The sequence below is a fragment of the uncultured Gimesia sp. genome (assembly GCF_937919775.1).
In the GTDB taxonomy this organism is placed as follows: domain Bacteria; phylum Planctomycetota; class Planctomycetia; order Planctomycetales; family Planctomycetaceae; genus Gimesia.
In genome coordinates this window covers 1-13,843 of record NZ_CALFPF010000472.1, presented here as the reverse complement: position 1 = coordinate 13,843, position 13,843 = coordinate 1, and the positions used below count along the sequence as shown (strand labels likewise).

10 protein-coding genes and 1 pseudogene are annotated in these 13,843 nt (G+C 51.8%); 2 read left to right on the top strand and 9 right to left on the bottom strand.

From position 1 onward, the window contains the following. From Q0294_RS13525 to Q0294_RS13515, 3 genes and pseudogenes are all read right to left on the bottom strand, one after another. Positions 1-199 (bottom strand): annotated as a pseudogene (locus tag Q0294_RS13525) (hypothetical protein); the annotation flags it as partial. Positions 200-331: 132 nt separating this feature from the next. Continuing rightward, positions 332-808, bottom strand: a complete 477-nt coding sequence (locus Q0294_RS13520) for a DinB family protein (protein ID WP_299466223.1) — start codon at positions 806-808, stop codon at positions 332-334. A gap of 17 nt (positions 809-825) precedes the next feature. Further along, on the bottom strand, positions 826-1,965 hold the full coding sequence (locus Q0294_RS13515; RefSeq protein WP_299466220.1) for an FAD-dependent monooxygenase: 1,140 nt from the start codon (positions 1,963-1,965) through the stop codon (positions 826-828). 254 nt (positions 1,966-2,219) lie between these two features. Between Q0294_RS13515 and Q0294_RS13510 the strand changes: the two genes are divergently transcribed. After that, the gene (locus tag Q0294_RS13510; RefSeq protein ID WP_299466217.1) at positions 2,220-3,107 is read left to right on the top strand and encodes a hypothetical protein; all 888 of its coding nucleotides are present in this window, start codon (positions 2,220-2,222) and stop codon (positions 3,105-3,107) included. Between the two features lie 371 nt (positions 3,108-3,478). Continuing rightward, positions 3,479-6,532, top strand: a complete 3,054-nt coding sequence (locus Q0294_RS13505; RefSeq protein WP_299466214.1) for a PQQ-binding-like beta-propeller repeat protein — start codon at positions 3,479-3,481, stop codon at positions 6,530-6,532. A gap of 54 nt (positions 6,533-6,586) precedes the next feature. On the opposite strand, the gene Q0294_RS13500 is transcribed toward Q0294_RS13505, so the two are convergent. The 6 genes from Q0294_RS13500 to Q0294_RS13475 all read right to left on the bottom strand — a co-directional run bounded on the left by Q0294_RS13500 (position 6,587) and on the right by Q0294_RS13475 (position 13,768). Continuing rightward, positions 6,587-8,257, bottom strand: a complete 1,671-nt coding sequence (locus Q0294_RS13500; protein WP_299466211.1) for a hypothetical protein — start codon at positions 8,255-8,257, stop codon at positions 6,587-6,589. A 26-nt stretch (positions 8,258-8,283) separates the two neighbouring features. Continuing rightward, positions 8,284-8,955, bottom strand: a complete 672-nt coding sequence (locus tag Q0294_RS13495; RefSeq protein ID WP_299466206.1) for a hypothetical protein — start codon at positions 8,953-8,955, stop codon at positions 8,284-8,286. Between the two features lies 1 nt (position 8,956). Then, positions 8,957-10,696: a molecular chaperone HscC gene (locus Q0294_RS13490; RefSeq protein WP_299466203.1), complete on the bottom strand. Its 1,740-nt coding sequence runs from the start codon at positions 10,694-10,696 to the stop codon at positions 8,957-8,959. 377 nt (positions 10,697-11,073) lie between these two features. Next, positions 11,074-12,354 (bottom strand): hypothetical protein, encoded by a 1,281-nt coding sequence (locus Q0294_RS13485; protein ID WP_299466200.1) that lies wholly within the window; start codon positions 12,352-12,354, stop codon positions 11,074-11,076. A gap of 89 nt (positions 12,355-12,443) precedes the next feature. Beyond that, the gene (locus Q0294_RS13480) at positions 12,444-13,418 is read right to left on the bottom strand and encodes a carboxypeptidase-like regulatory domain-containing protein (RefSeq protein WP_299466197.1); all 975 of its coding nucleotides are present in this window, start codon (positions 13,416-13,418) and stop codon (positions 12,444-12,446) included. A gap of 2 nt (positions 13,419-13,420) precedes the next feature. Next, positions 13,421-13,768: a PadR family transcriptional regulator gene (locus Q0294_RS13475; protein WP_299466194.1), complete on the bottom strand. Its 348-nt coding sequence runs from the start codon at positions 13,766-13,768 to the stop codon at positions 13,421-13,423. Between the last annotated feature and the right edge of the window lie 75 nt (positions 13,769-13,843).

Here is a 13,843-nt window from a genome sequence, read left to right as displayed (position 1 = left end):
TTGTGGTTCCTCCTTTTTGTCCCTGATAACCAATTTTGACATTTCCTATTTCAATTTTATTTCCGACTTCATCAAATACAGTTAGATAAAACATTGTCACAAAGTTGAAGTCATCCCAATCATCTGTCGTCAAACAAACCTTATTTTCTCCCTTTAGACGAACCATTTTTTTTTCGAAAAGTTCAAATAGTAGTTCCATACTGTGATCTGTCTAAAAAAAATAATTGTTTGAGAATAGTTCTAAAAAGTAATTCTAAGTGTTTGATAGTAGGTTCTCTAGTAGAGAAAACAAAAACGACCAAAAATGACATGAGTTGATTCTCTGAAAATTTTAAGGTTGTATTTCCCAACTGAAAACATCCCCCTCGGGTAGGGACTCGACTCCAGTTAATCTAAGCATATAGAGCATCTGGGCGCGGTGGTGCATGCTGTGGGTGATGATGTGGGCCAGGGCCGTGCCGAAGGTTTTTTCGTGGGGGGGATTGTCGAGATGGTCTGTCCAGAGATGGTCCCATCCGTTTTCGGCCTGGACTTTGCCGGCGATGGACTGGAGTCGTGTTTCGGCGATGGATAAGCGATCGCGCATAGCCGGAATCGTTTGATCTGTTTGCCGTTCTATCGGCTCGCCGGCCATCAGTGCCGACCAGATTTCCATGTTGCCGATGATATGCTGCAGCGTGGCGCGGAGCGTACGGTGGCCGATATCGAATTCGTGATCAAGTTGCGCGTCGGAAAGCGTGGCGCAGATTTCGAGCAGTTGGCGCGTGGTCCAGGCATCGTGGCCTAATAATCGATCAAGTAAGTCCATAGTGATTCCGGTTTCTATCAAATCGGTTCATCAAAGGCTTTCGCAATCGAGCTGGCGAGTTGTTCGAGCGAATAGAATTTCGTCGCGACGTCGCGGATGTGGGCGACGGTGGCGGATTTGATGAACATCATTTTGGCCAGATGGCGGGAATCGTTTTGTGTGCTTTCGACACGATGCTTGCGGCGTTTGACGTAGAGCGAAAGAGCGTGTTCCAGGAACGGATTGTTCGTGCGCGAAAGTTCGTCGGCGAGGACAGCCGCGGATTCCATCGCCATCGATGCGCCGATGCCCGCGGTGGGGAGGAAACCGGCGGCGGCGTCCCCCAGCAGCACCACGCGGCCGCGGGTCCATTCTTTCGCGCGGACGTCGGAGAGTTTCCAGAAGAACAGATCTTCGCTGTCGTCGGGCAGGGCGGCGAGGCAGGTGTCGACGAGTTCGCCCATGCTGGCAAACTGTGCGCGGATGCGGTCGCGTCGGCCCGGTCCCGGTTCTGCAAAATCCCCCTCGACCGGAGCGCCGGCGTAGATGCCTGCGCCGTCGCATGTCGGGTAGATGCCGAAGAAACGGCCCGCGCCCCAGTGTTCGACGAAGGTCTCTTTTGGAACCGCATTCACGTCGACCCACCAGACCCAGCCGCCCCAGTTCGTGTGGTAATAGGGTTGTTCGCCGAACACGAGACTGCGAACCTTCGAATGCAGACCGTCGGCACCGACGACAAGGTCGAAGGTTTCACGCGTGCCGTCGTTGAAGGTGACGTCGACTTCTTCTCCCGCCTGGTGGATCGATTCGAGTGTGGTATTGAAACGCAGGTCCGTTTCCCCAAGGCTTGAGTGCAGCAGTTTGACGAGTTGCGGCCGCGTGCAGCTCAGGTTGGGCCCGAAGCGGTCGGCGATGGGCTGCATCGACCAGTTCTTGACGAGCGTGCCGTGATTGTCGCGGACTTCATAATGTTTGCATTCGATGGACGCGGCGGCGAACTGATCGTAAAGACCAAGGCCGTGCAAGACGCGATAGCCGAGCGGCCAGAGGCCCAGCATGTAACCCGCGTGGTCAAAGTTGGCCGCGCGTTCGATGAGTGTCGCCTGCAAGCCGCGTTGTTTGAGTAAGGCGGCCAGCGTCATGCCGCCAATGCCGGAACCTACGATCAGAATGCGCATGGTCCTTTTCTCCGTAAAAGGGGATCATGATTGAATTTGTGGGACATGAATACTGTAGCAGATGCGATTCCCATCGGGCAATTAGAATCATCGTGGAAGGTTCACTTCTCGAATAAACCGCCTATGAGAGGATCGGTCTTGTTTATTCAAGATTGATTTTGGTACACTTTGTCACCCCCTACATACGATTGGAAATTCAAGCGGGCTCATCGTCTGTTTTATGTTTGGAATGAAACCAACGGGGAGATTCATTTATGTGCTATCGATTGATCACAGTCATCTTTGTGCTGACGCAGTTATGTTCGTTGGCCGTTTCTGAAGAGTTAGACCCGTCAGAGAAAAATTCCAGTCTGGATCAACTCATTGCGATTAGTAACAACGTGGACTTACAGCTGCGCAGTTATAAAGCCGAGGGGAGATTTCGGGAGTATGACATTATTGATGACGATTTCCAACTGACGAAGGATGCGCAAATCACAGCGAATTGCAGTGGGGCGCGCTATTATCTGAATCTGGAGTTTACATCCCACAATGAAGCGGAACAGCGCCGCGTGATTCTGTTTGATGGGAGTACGCTGGCAACCAGCCGATTCTCGCCAAAGATTTCTGTTACGGGAGCGGGAGGCGACCTGTTTCCTGCTCGCGCTTCGAGAGCAGGAATCGTTTCGCCTCAAATTGCTTCTTTTCCCTGGGACATCTCCCACCTGCAACGAGAACTCTGCTGTCTTCCCCTTGTGATCGAGAACCTGGGCCGCGACAGGCTCTCCTGTTCTAAAACAATGGAGGGAGATCTTAAAGCCGGATATCTAGTGGGCAAAAGTGGGAAGGCGGGAAAAGTCAGTTTGGTGTTCCGAAAAAAAGACGGTTTCCATTTGAGCTGCTATCACTGTGAAAATCCACAAGGTAAATTGATGAAGACGAATGATTTGGACTGGATTAATATAGACGGCGTCTGGTGCGTGAAAAAGATGGTTGAGGTCTCTTTCATCGCAAATAAAAAATGGGAACTGGAATTTAAATCGATTTCTCCAAATGTCATGCTCGACGAGAAAACATTTGCACTGGAAGCACTCGACCTGCCCGCCCGATCTCGGATTATCGACCGAGGTCAGCAAACACGTTTTATCCGCGTAGCACCTTAATCTCTGAGCGGTTTCAGGTGGCATCCTCATCAACAGGTGTCATGCCGCCGATGCCGGCACCAACGATCAGAATCCGCGCGGTGTGTTTTCTACCCCGAAAGCAACGAAAAGCACGAACAATTTGTCAGGGTCAGTTTCAGGTTCCGGAAAATTATTTTATGTACGGACACCTGTTACGTGAAGATTTTGTTTTGTTCTGATGAATTTGTGTGATCCGTATTACGGATAAAAATCATGGTTTTATTCACGCCATGTTGTCTGGGCGGTGAATCCTCATTAGAGTGTGAGTGAGACTTGAGGCTTGCTTTCACAGGCAGGTCCATTTTAGAAACTGTCGCTCGATGAAGCCTGGACCATTCAGAATGAATATTATGAAAACGATTCACAATCAGTTTGTATCCACACTCTTTTTTCTCTTCCTGATTGGCGTGGGAACAGAACCAGGCGATTTATACGCGGCCGACTGGCCCACGTATCGGGCCGACGCGCAACGCAGCGGGTTCACAACCGACGGTCTGCCGGAAAACCTTTCGTTGCACTGGCGTCATCAGACTGCACACGCACCGCAGCCCGCCTGGCCGCGGAGTACGCGATTGACTTATGACCGTGTGAATCATTGTGTGATTGCCGATGAGCGTGTTTTCTTTGGTGACAGTGTGTCCGGGAAAATTCAGGCGCTGGATCTGAAGACGGGGAAACCGCTGTGGGAATTTTTTACTGAAGGTCCCGTGCGTTTTGCACCGGCGGTCTGGCGCGATCAACTGCTGGTGACCTGTGATGATGGTTTTCTGTACGCACTGCGTGTGGATGATGGCAGTTTACTCTGGAAACATCGCGGCGGACCAAATGCACAGATGGCCGTGGGGAACGAACGCGTCATCTCCAAATGGCCGGCCCGCGGTGCTGCGACTGTGGTCGATGATGTGGTTTACTACGCGGCGGGCATCTGGCCCAGCGATGGGATCTTTCTGCATGCCCTGAATGCAAAAACAGGAAAGCCGGTCTGGTCGAATACAGACTCCGGTCAGATATATATGCCCCAGCCGCACGGGGGCGCGGATGCCAACAGCGGCATCTCGGCTCAAGGTTATCTGGCCGTCGCCGGGGATCATCTGCTGATTCCAGCGGGCCGTGCGGTGCCGGCGTCGATGAATCGTTCAACCGGTAAATTCGAATATTTTCACCTGCAGAAAAACAGAGCCCAGGGGGGCGGCGATACGATTGTTGCCGGCGATCTGTTTCTGAACAGCGGCGTTGTATTTCAGGCAGCCGATGGTGAAGCCGTCGCGAAATCAGCCGGCGGCCCGACCGTTGCCACACCCGATGGACTGGTTCAGGCAACTAAGGGAACGATAACGCGTTATCAATGGGTGGAAACCGAAAGCCCGGACCGTAAAGGCAAGCCGGTCCGCGCGAAAGGACTGAAACAGGTCTGGACGGCCAAACAGACTCACCCGAGTGCCGCGTTCATTATCGCGGGGAACAAAATTGTTTCCGGCTCTGCAGAGTTTGTTGAAGTCGTTGATCTGGAATCGGGTAAGCCACTCTGGTCAACGCCAGTGGAAGGCGCAGCCTACGGCCTGGCGGTGAGCAATTCCCATCTGGTGGTCAGCACAGATCGGGGCAACATTTATTCGTTTGGTTTATCAACGTCAGCACCTGCTTCGAACAACAAGACGCAGGTCGTGACGTCACCGTATCCCGCAGATTCCGCCGCCGCAAAGACCGCAGCTGAAATTGTTGAACGCACCAAGGTCGACAAAGGCTATTGTTTCGATATCGGCTGTGGAGATGGTGCGCTGGCTTATGAACTGGCGAACCGCACGCAGTTGCGGATTGTGGCGATTGAGTCGGATCCGAAGCTGGTGGCGCTGGCGCGTCAGAAACTGACTGAGGCGGGCGTGTATGGATCGCGTGTGACGGTGCTGCAGCGTCCGCTTGATCAGACCAGTACACCAAACAAGGTGGCGAATCTGGTGGTTTCCGGCAGATCGGTTTTAGCGGGGAGCAACGGGCTGCCTGTGCAGGAACTCAAACGGTTGCAGCGTCCGTACGGCGGATATGTCTGTTATGGAAAACCGGGTGAATTAAAAATCGATCGGCGGGCCGCCATCGAAGGTGCCGGCGAGTGGACGCACCAATACGCGGACGCCGCAAACACACTCTGCAGTAACGATAAACTGGTCAACGGCCAGCTCAGCATGTTATGGTATCGGGATTTTGATTTTGTGATTCCCTCCCGCCATGGTCGCGGGCCGGCTCCCTTGTTTTCGAACGGGCGTCTGTTTCATGAAGGCAATGATGGCCTGATCGCCGTGGACGCTTATAACGGACATGAACTGTGGCGATATAAAATCGAGGGGGTTCTCTCAGCCTACGATGGCGACGAGCTGATGGGCGCTTCGGGCACCGGCAGCAATTATTGCCTGGGTGGCGATTTTGTATTCATCCGTCACGAGCAGCACTGTTTTCAGTTGGACGCCGCCACGGGGCAAGTCGTGCATACATTCGAAGTCCCGCCGTCCAAAGATCCCAAAGCGGAGAAAACCAAACAGCCGTGGGGTTATATTGCCTGGCATGACGGAATGTTAATCGGTTCCGCCGCTGACCCCAGCCATGTGGTCGCGTTTCGTTATCATGCCTCGACGGGCGACATGACAAAACAGCTGACCGAATCGAACCGACTGTTTGCGTTTGACACGAAAACCGGAAAAATGAAATGGCAATACGAGTCGGAAGATTCGATCCGTCATAACGCGATTGCGATTGCTAATGAGAAACTGTATCTGATCGATCGTCCGCTGGCTGATTTTGATCGGACGAAAGAATCGAAACGTAATCCGATTCCCAAAACCGCCCAACATGCCTTAGGTCAGCTGTTGTGTTTGAGTATCCACGATGGTTATCTGCTGTGGAAAAACAAAGAGGACATCTACGGCACGATGATCGCCGTCAGTGCGGAAAATGACGCGCTGCTGATGAGTTATCAGCCGACGAGTTTCAGACTCTCCTCAGAAAAAGGGGGGCGATTGAGTGTGTTTAACAGCACGACCGGAGAAAAAACGTGGGAGGCGAAAGCGAACTACAGTTCCCGTCCATTGATTAATGGAAAAACTGTGTATGCACAAGGGGGTGCGTGGAATTTGAAGACTGGCAAGCCGCAACCTTTCAATTTCAAACGCTCATATGGCTGCGGCATTCTGGCGAGTTGCGAAAACATGATGTTCTTCCGGTCGGCGACGCTGGGCTATTTCGATTTCAACAAAAATGAGAACATCGAAAACTACGGAGGCGTCCGCCCGGGTTGCTGGATCAATGCAATTCCCGCTGGCGGGCTGGTGCTGGTTCCCGATGCGTCCGCCGCCTGCAGTTGCAGCTATTTGAATAAGTCCTGGTTCGCGTTGGAAACACAGGCCGCTGATTAACCAGAAATCGTTGGGTGTTCTCTGAGGCATTTCCGGATACTGGAACCTTTTATCTTACTGGCAGGCGGTTAACAATCGTTGTGCGGTGGTGTAGAACCAGAGGCCCTGATCTTTTCGCATGAGTTTCGCGATACTGTCAAGGCCTTCGTATGTTTCGCCTCTGACTTTGATCGATTCGAGTTGTTCCAGTTTATCCGTCAGAGTCTCCAGTGGAAACCAATCGCGTTTATAGAAGTTCATGATTTCGAAACGCCAGCAGAAACGGTAATACTTCAGAATGTATCGATCGATGATCAAGACCGAAATGCCGATTGCCAGAATGAGTACGAATAACAGGCTGCCGATTTTAAGCAGCGTCGTCCAGAAGGATTCGAGAATTGAGGTCAGGCAATAGATCCCCAGTCCGAGCGATACGAACAAGACCACGCCTAACAGGAACATGATAGTATCGTGGGCGAATTTATATTCCAAGCCGGCGTCTTCCGCCAGAAGTCGGTGTGCCAGCCATTGCGTTTGTTGTTCGATCGACTCATTTTCCTCCGGGAAATATTCTAACGTGATTCGATCGAAGACCTCGTTGGCGATTTTTTCCCAGAGATACTGCACCGATTCAAATTCCTCTTCCTGCAGGTTGAAGTTCTGCATAAGCGCTTCTTCCTGCGAAACCAGCGCATGTTGATATTCAAGAAAACTGCGGTCCGCATCCTGTTCGTTTTGAATGCAGAAATCGACGATCGCCTGATCGATGATGATGCGTTCCGGGCCTCCTCGCAGAAATTTCGTTCGCTGTGCCTGGTAAACTCTGACCACCTCGAGGAACTCATATTCTTCTTCGAGCCAGAACGACATGTGATCGAAGTGTTCTTCGATTTGAGCAAACATGTCATCGATCCAGGCTTTGTCGGCTTTCCAGAGTGCGGCTTTGAGAATGTGGAGATAAAACACCAGCCTGTGATCGACCTGATAATCCAGCAGGTTCATTTCACAGGACTCGAGTGTCTGTTGAAAACTCTCAAAGGGTTTTTCTCTGAGCAGTCGGTCCCAGGCGGCTTCGGTCAGATAGTAGAAGCGGTCTGATCGAATCACGCGCGAAGTGGCTTCGAGTAATTCTTCCATATTTTCGTGAGAGCCGCCGGAGAGAAAGTACTGGTGCAACAGTTCGAAAAGAGCCGGTTCTTCCCGGTGTACTTTCAAGCCTTCCAGCAGCCAGTAGGGGAACGCGTGCTCGGCCTCCGGCAGGAGATCAGACAGCACCGCGAGTGCATAATAATCGTAGGGTGTTTTCAGGTGTTTATCGATCAGTTCCGCGTAGAGGTTCTGGATGGATTCCTGCTTTACCCGCGCATGGAATGGTAGAGTTTCTTCCCGGGTAATTGATTCCGCGTCTGTATTTACCGGGTCGTCATCGAAGATGGGTGCATCGGATGCCTGATTATTATGAGCCGGCTGTCTGTCTGATGTTTTCGCGTTGTCCCAGTCAAACTGCAGATCCGGACTCAGGCTGCCGAAGCTTGGAGTTTCACCATAACGCAGCGCATCATTGAGCCGTTCGAAGGCCGCCCGGATGCGCTGGAATTCTTCCGGGTATTTCTCAGGCTTGAATTGCCGGATGAGTTTATTGTAGCTGCGTTTTAAATCGCGAACATCATACTCACCCGAGAGAGAGAAAAACTGTTCAGGATGATCAGGCAATAAATCCCATTGTGGCTCTGTAGGGCCACTCATAAATGACTCCCGTTGACGCTGTTGAATTAATGAAGCATGTGCTTAATGCTGAAGTAGGCAAGTATCATGACGAGCACCGCCACTGTCGCCATAACGATTTCAGACTGGCCGAACACTTTCAGTTTTTTCTGTTTCGCGATGATCTGGCTCAGCCAGATATTTTCCAAAGCATACAGTTCCGGAAATTCACGTTGAATCACTTGGGCAATTCGATAATACGCTTTTGGTTTGTGGTGGCTGGCGCCGTTGCTTCTGTTAAGGAACTCATTGAAGAAAGCGATCCGCAGGTCTGCTGCTTCACGAGGCGATGCCAGAACCAGCTTGCAAAATTGATCGAAAAATTCTTCGAAAAAATCGGGATGCTGTTTCAGCCTCAAAAAGGATTCTCGATGTTCGGCAATATTTTTGAGCCGACTGAGGGCTAACGTGAGTTCCGGAAAATCGGAAATATCCATCATTTCCAACTGCTGTTGAAGTGTTGTTTCAGGCAGAGACCAGAAGCCAGACTTGAGAGCGTTGATATTTTTAACGATCTGCTCTCTTCGGTCGGAAGCATCAGCATATTCGTCAAGTGTTTTAGCAGCATGTTCCTGAGGATGCAAAAAACGTTTGCGGAGGACCAGGATTTCCGATGCGTGTTCCAGGGGATTCATGTTTAACAATCGGCTGGCATAATCAGTTTCGCGGGATTCTGTCATGTTATGAATGTTTCTGATCCTCGCTGTAGTCAAACCCCAGTGCCGACAGCATGGTCAGCAGGCCCTCACGAGCGGATTCAAACCACTCGCGTTCACCGGACCCCATTGATTGTTCGAAGTTGTCAATAACTGCTTCGAGTTCATTGCGCTGGAACGGGCTGATTTCACCAATGACGCGCTCGGCGTAGCGCACCAGATGAAGATTGCGGGCATCATCGCGCGGATAAAATTTCAGGCTTTGCAGTTTTTGAACAGCCGCTTTGAGGTCATTGGCTGACGACAGTTTCGCATATTGCGTCAACACCAGCGAGAATTTCTTGCCGGTTTCGGGTAGGTAGGCTTCGACTTCCAGAATGCCATTCAGGTCATAAGTGAAGCGCAGATGAACGGGCTTTCCGGAAGGTCCCGGCGGGATGCCGTTGACTTCCAGCTTCCCCAGAAAAAGGTTATCTTCGACCTTTCGGGCCTCACCCTGATACACGTTGATCATGACGTGGCGCTGGTTGGGGTGAAGCGTACAGACAATTTCCTCGCGTGAAACCGGAATGGTCGTGTTTCGATGGATAATGGGTAAATAGTATCCGTCGGAGCGGCGTGAGCCGAACTCTTTGCTGATTTCCGTTCCCAGAGTGAAAGGGCAGATATCCGTCATGACCATGTCTTCGACGGCCTGATCGTCCTCGATTAACGCAGCCTGCACCGCTGCTCCCAGTGCGACGACTTCGTCGGGATTGAAGGAACACTTTGGTTCCACACCAAAGAACGAGCGGACAAACGAGTGAACGACATTCATGCGCTTGGCGCCACCCACGAGAATCACGTCGGTAAATTCTTCGGGTGGAATTCGGGAATCACGGACGGCCCGGGCAATCGGACGCGCCAGGCGTTTGAGTAAAGGGTCGACCAGTTCTTTGAACTGGTCCCCGGTGATCGTCAGCACGGGCGAATTCTGATCGATCTCTCCCTGCTGATTGGGGATTCTGATCGCGGCATCGGGCTGGGATGAAAGCGCGCATTTCGCTGCCTCGCATTCCTGCCTGAGCCGGGAGACAAGCAGTGGCTGCTTGATTTCGGCCAATTCCACCTGCATCTTTTGTGCAGCGAGCGCCCAGCTCAGAAGCCGATCATTGAAATCTTCACCACCCAGCATGCTTTCGCCGGCGGTCGATATGATTTCCAGCGTCCCTTCAAAGACTTCCATCGCGGTGACGTCGAATGTGCCGCCACCCAGATCGATGACAATCAATTTTTTCTCGGCCCCTCGATCATGGAAGCCATAAGTGAGGGCGGCAGCCGTCGGTTCGTTGATGATGCGCCTGACGTTTAAACCGGCCAGTTCTCCGGCCTGTTTGGTTGCATTCCGCTGGTGGTCGTTAAAATAAGCGGGAACGGTGATGATGGCGTCATGAACTTCCTGCCCGAGATAGGCCTCGGCGTCCTGCTTGAGAGATTGCAGGACAAGGCTGGATAGTTCAGTCGCGTTAAAAACATGGCCGCCGATTTCGACTTTGCGATCTGTGCCCATCAGTCGTTTAAAGACCCAGGCGCATCGATCGGGTTGCGTAATGCGGGTCTCTTTCGCGGCAGAACCGACGAGGACATGATTATCGGCAGAAATGCTCACCACCGAGGGGGTCAGAAAGGAACCATGCGCGTTCGGAATTAATGTCGGTTGCCCACTCTCGAAAACAGCACATAGTGAATTCGAAGTACCAAGGTCGATGCCAATAATGGGTGTCATAAGTAATCTAACTTCAACTGCGTGCAGATCTCACGCAAATTTACTCGAACGTTGTAACGAATTACCAAATTGTAATCTTTGGTCCAGTCTCTTTCCACAGTCAATTGATGCAACTCAACAAACATTTTGAAGGTGTAGGGCAGCGATTTGAGGTGCCTTTTTTCGTCGAAAGATCGTTTTAGAGACGATATTGATTAACCGGCTCTGGTTCAACGGTAATTGAAGTGAGCAGACACATCTGTCGGCCGTTGAGAGCTGTATGACCGCTGGTAACAGTGTACGGCGATTATGTTATTTTGAACGGTTTATGTGTGAAGGAGACGGATATGCTACATGCACTCGACTGCGATTTGGTTTCACCACGATGATGTTTCAAATCAGTTTGCTTTCTGCAGCCATTCGATGCCTTGTCGAATATTGTCGTAAACGTTTCCTTTCCAGCCGTGACCGCCGGGATATTCGATCAGCGTTGTCCTCACACCTGCTGCAGAGAGTGTATCATAGGCCGTTTTGGCCATCGGGTACGGGCAGACTTTGTCCTCGGGTGAGTGGAGTAGGTAGATACTGCGCTCTTTCGCGTTCTTCAGGTCGGGGAGTTGATCTGGTTTAAAGACAGACATCGCGATCAGCGCCCCGCTGAGGGGTGTCTCTTTCTGAAGCACGGTGGCATAGGCGGCAGGACCTCCCGAAGACCAGGCCAGCAGGTAAATGCGACGGGGATCGATTTTGTGCTGTTTGCTGACATCTTCGATAACCGCCGCGATGAGTTCTTCGGTGGTGAACTTCATCGCGTCTGTTTTACTGTCGGTTGTAGGCCAGACGATGACTTGATCTGTGGTCCACTTTTTTGCGATCGGCTGTGCCAGGAGAAAATCCTCACTGAGCGCGTGCTCGTGAATGCGTTTGACAAACGGGTGAAAGTCCGCCGAACCGTCGCCGCCGGGCAGTACGATCAGGAGGGGACGTGCTTTTCCTGATTCCGTTTTGTCTGAGGAAGGGACCAGCAGATACTGACCAACGCCTGTTCCCGCTTTGACATCGATGGCTTTTTCTGCCTTGTTGGTTTTTTCGGGAGCTGCTTTTGCGGGAGCGGCTGCAGGAACGAATGTGGCTTCGAGATCATCAAACCAGATTTTCCCGGGGCCATAAATTTGCAGCCCGATCCCGATCTGTTTTGTGTTCTCCGGGATGGAGACCACGCCTGAATACTCTTTCCAGTCATGGTTCAAGGGCAGGTCGCCGGCTTGTTCGACGCCAATGAAGCTGACCCATTCATGGCCGTTGTGTTTTCCGTTCGCGTCGAGAAATTGTACGTCCAGAATGGCTTTGGTAACCTGTTCCGCACGGACCTGGGCCGACACGCGCAGCGACGTCTGCTGACCTGTGTAGGGCAGAATCCGATACCATTGAGCGATCGGAAAATAACGTGTTGCGGTTTTTTCGAGAGACAGGCTACGCTCTCCTGTTTTTCCACGTCCCTTGTCGTAAATATACCTCACGCCGGGCAGATTGGCGCCGCGGTTCCAGCCGTCGGGGTCCTTTTTCCCCTCTTCAAAACTGTCTTTCAGCAGCACGTCCGGCTCTGCAGCGAATGCGCCCCCTGTTGTGATTGAGGCGAGAAAAATGATTGCCAATGCGAATCGAGTCAGCTGATTCATGGTTTTTGCCTTTCATTATTGCAAGTTGTCTGCGCGTACCTTTTACGCAGTTAAGCAGTCAGCATTTAAAATTCAGAAATCGGAATTCGTTATCCGTCGTCAAGTTCTTCGTTCGCGGGAGTCAGTACGAGTTCATTTTTTCCCTCTGGAATAACCAGCTGCCTAGTCTGCCAGTCGCAATCGGGAAACCGGACATAAACGGTGAATTGTTCGCCTGGCAGGAAGTGGGGCATCGAAATGGTTCCTGTCTGATTCGACTTTTGAACAATCGGTTTGGCGCTGCAGAAATAGACGCAGTGTTGATTACCGTTCTGGTCAACCCGTTCGAAGGGAAAAGCGCTGACACCTGCGATCGGCGATCCGTCGCGGGACTCAAACCGCAGAACAAACGGCGATGTTTCTTTTAACTGGAAGCGAAACGGTTCCAGAGTTCCCTGGCGCATCGAAATGTATTCTGACTGCAGCAGATGGCCTTCGGCAAGTGCTGCGATTTGTACTTCATAGTCCTGCTCTGGAGGATAGGCGTTTTCGATCAAAAATGTTCCGTCGGCGCGCGTTGTCGCTGTGAACGAGTTCTGCCGGAATCCATTGGGCGGCCAGGTTTTGACGACTGCCAACACATGTGCCGCATTCACCGGTTTGCCACGATCAGTAACGACGGTGCCTCTGATCTCTCCGCTGGTTTCTGCGATTGAATACCCTGATGGAGCGAGCGTAGCGAGATCGGGATTCGTCGTTGATTTGTTACGCGCATAAATCCAGAACAAGAAACCGACGGCACAGATCAATCCCAGCGTCAGGACCTGATGGGTCCGATGCCAGAAAACGTGCCGCGACAGGGAGACGTGACAGCAATCCTGCACGACAGACTTGATGTCACCAAACTGTTCCAGCGCCGTCTGTTGTGATTGCTGTTGATCCATCCCAGCTTCGATCTTTTCTTCCGCGCTGGACGACAGATGAAAGGCGATTTCCTCGCGGATGTCAGTCATCTCTCGATCAGCGTGTGCAATCAGAGGCAGACGCAGATAAGAAAACAGTGTGTGAAACCAGTTGCGAATCATTTTCAGGCCTCCGCAAGATTCGAGTTTAACACCAGACTGATGGCATCAACTAAATGGGACCAGGCCTGGACTTCGGATTTAAGTTGCGTACGACCTGGGGACGTCAGTTCATAATATTTCGCGCGGCGATTACTTTCTGACAGGCCCCATTCCGACTTGATCCAACCGCGCTTCTGCATCCGATGCAAGGCGGGATACAACGAACCTTCTTCAATCAGTAACGCATTCTTGGTCGTAACCTGAATCCACTTGGCAACGCCGTACCCGTGCCGCGGGCCTTCGATCAGGCTCTTCAGGATCAGCATATCCAGCGTGCCCTGCAGTAAATCGGCTTTTCGTTTTTCTGCCATATCAGTCTCCCCATGAATGTCTAGGGAAGAGTATTGCCGTGTTCCCCTAGAATGTCAAGGGGAAAGTTTTCTGGT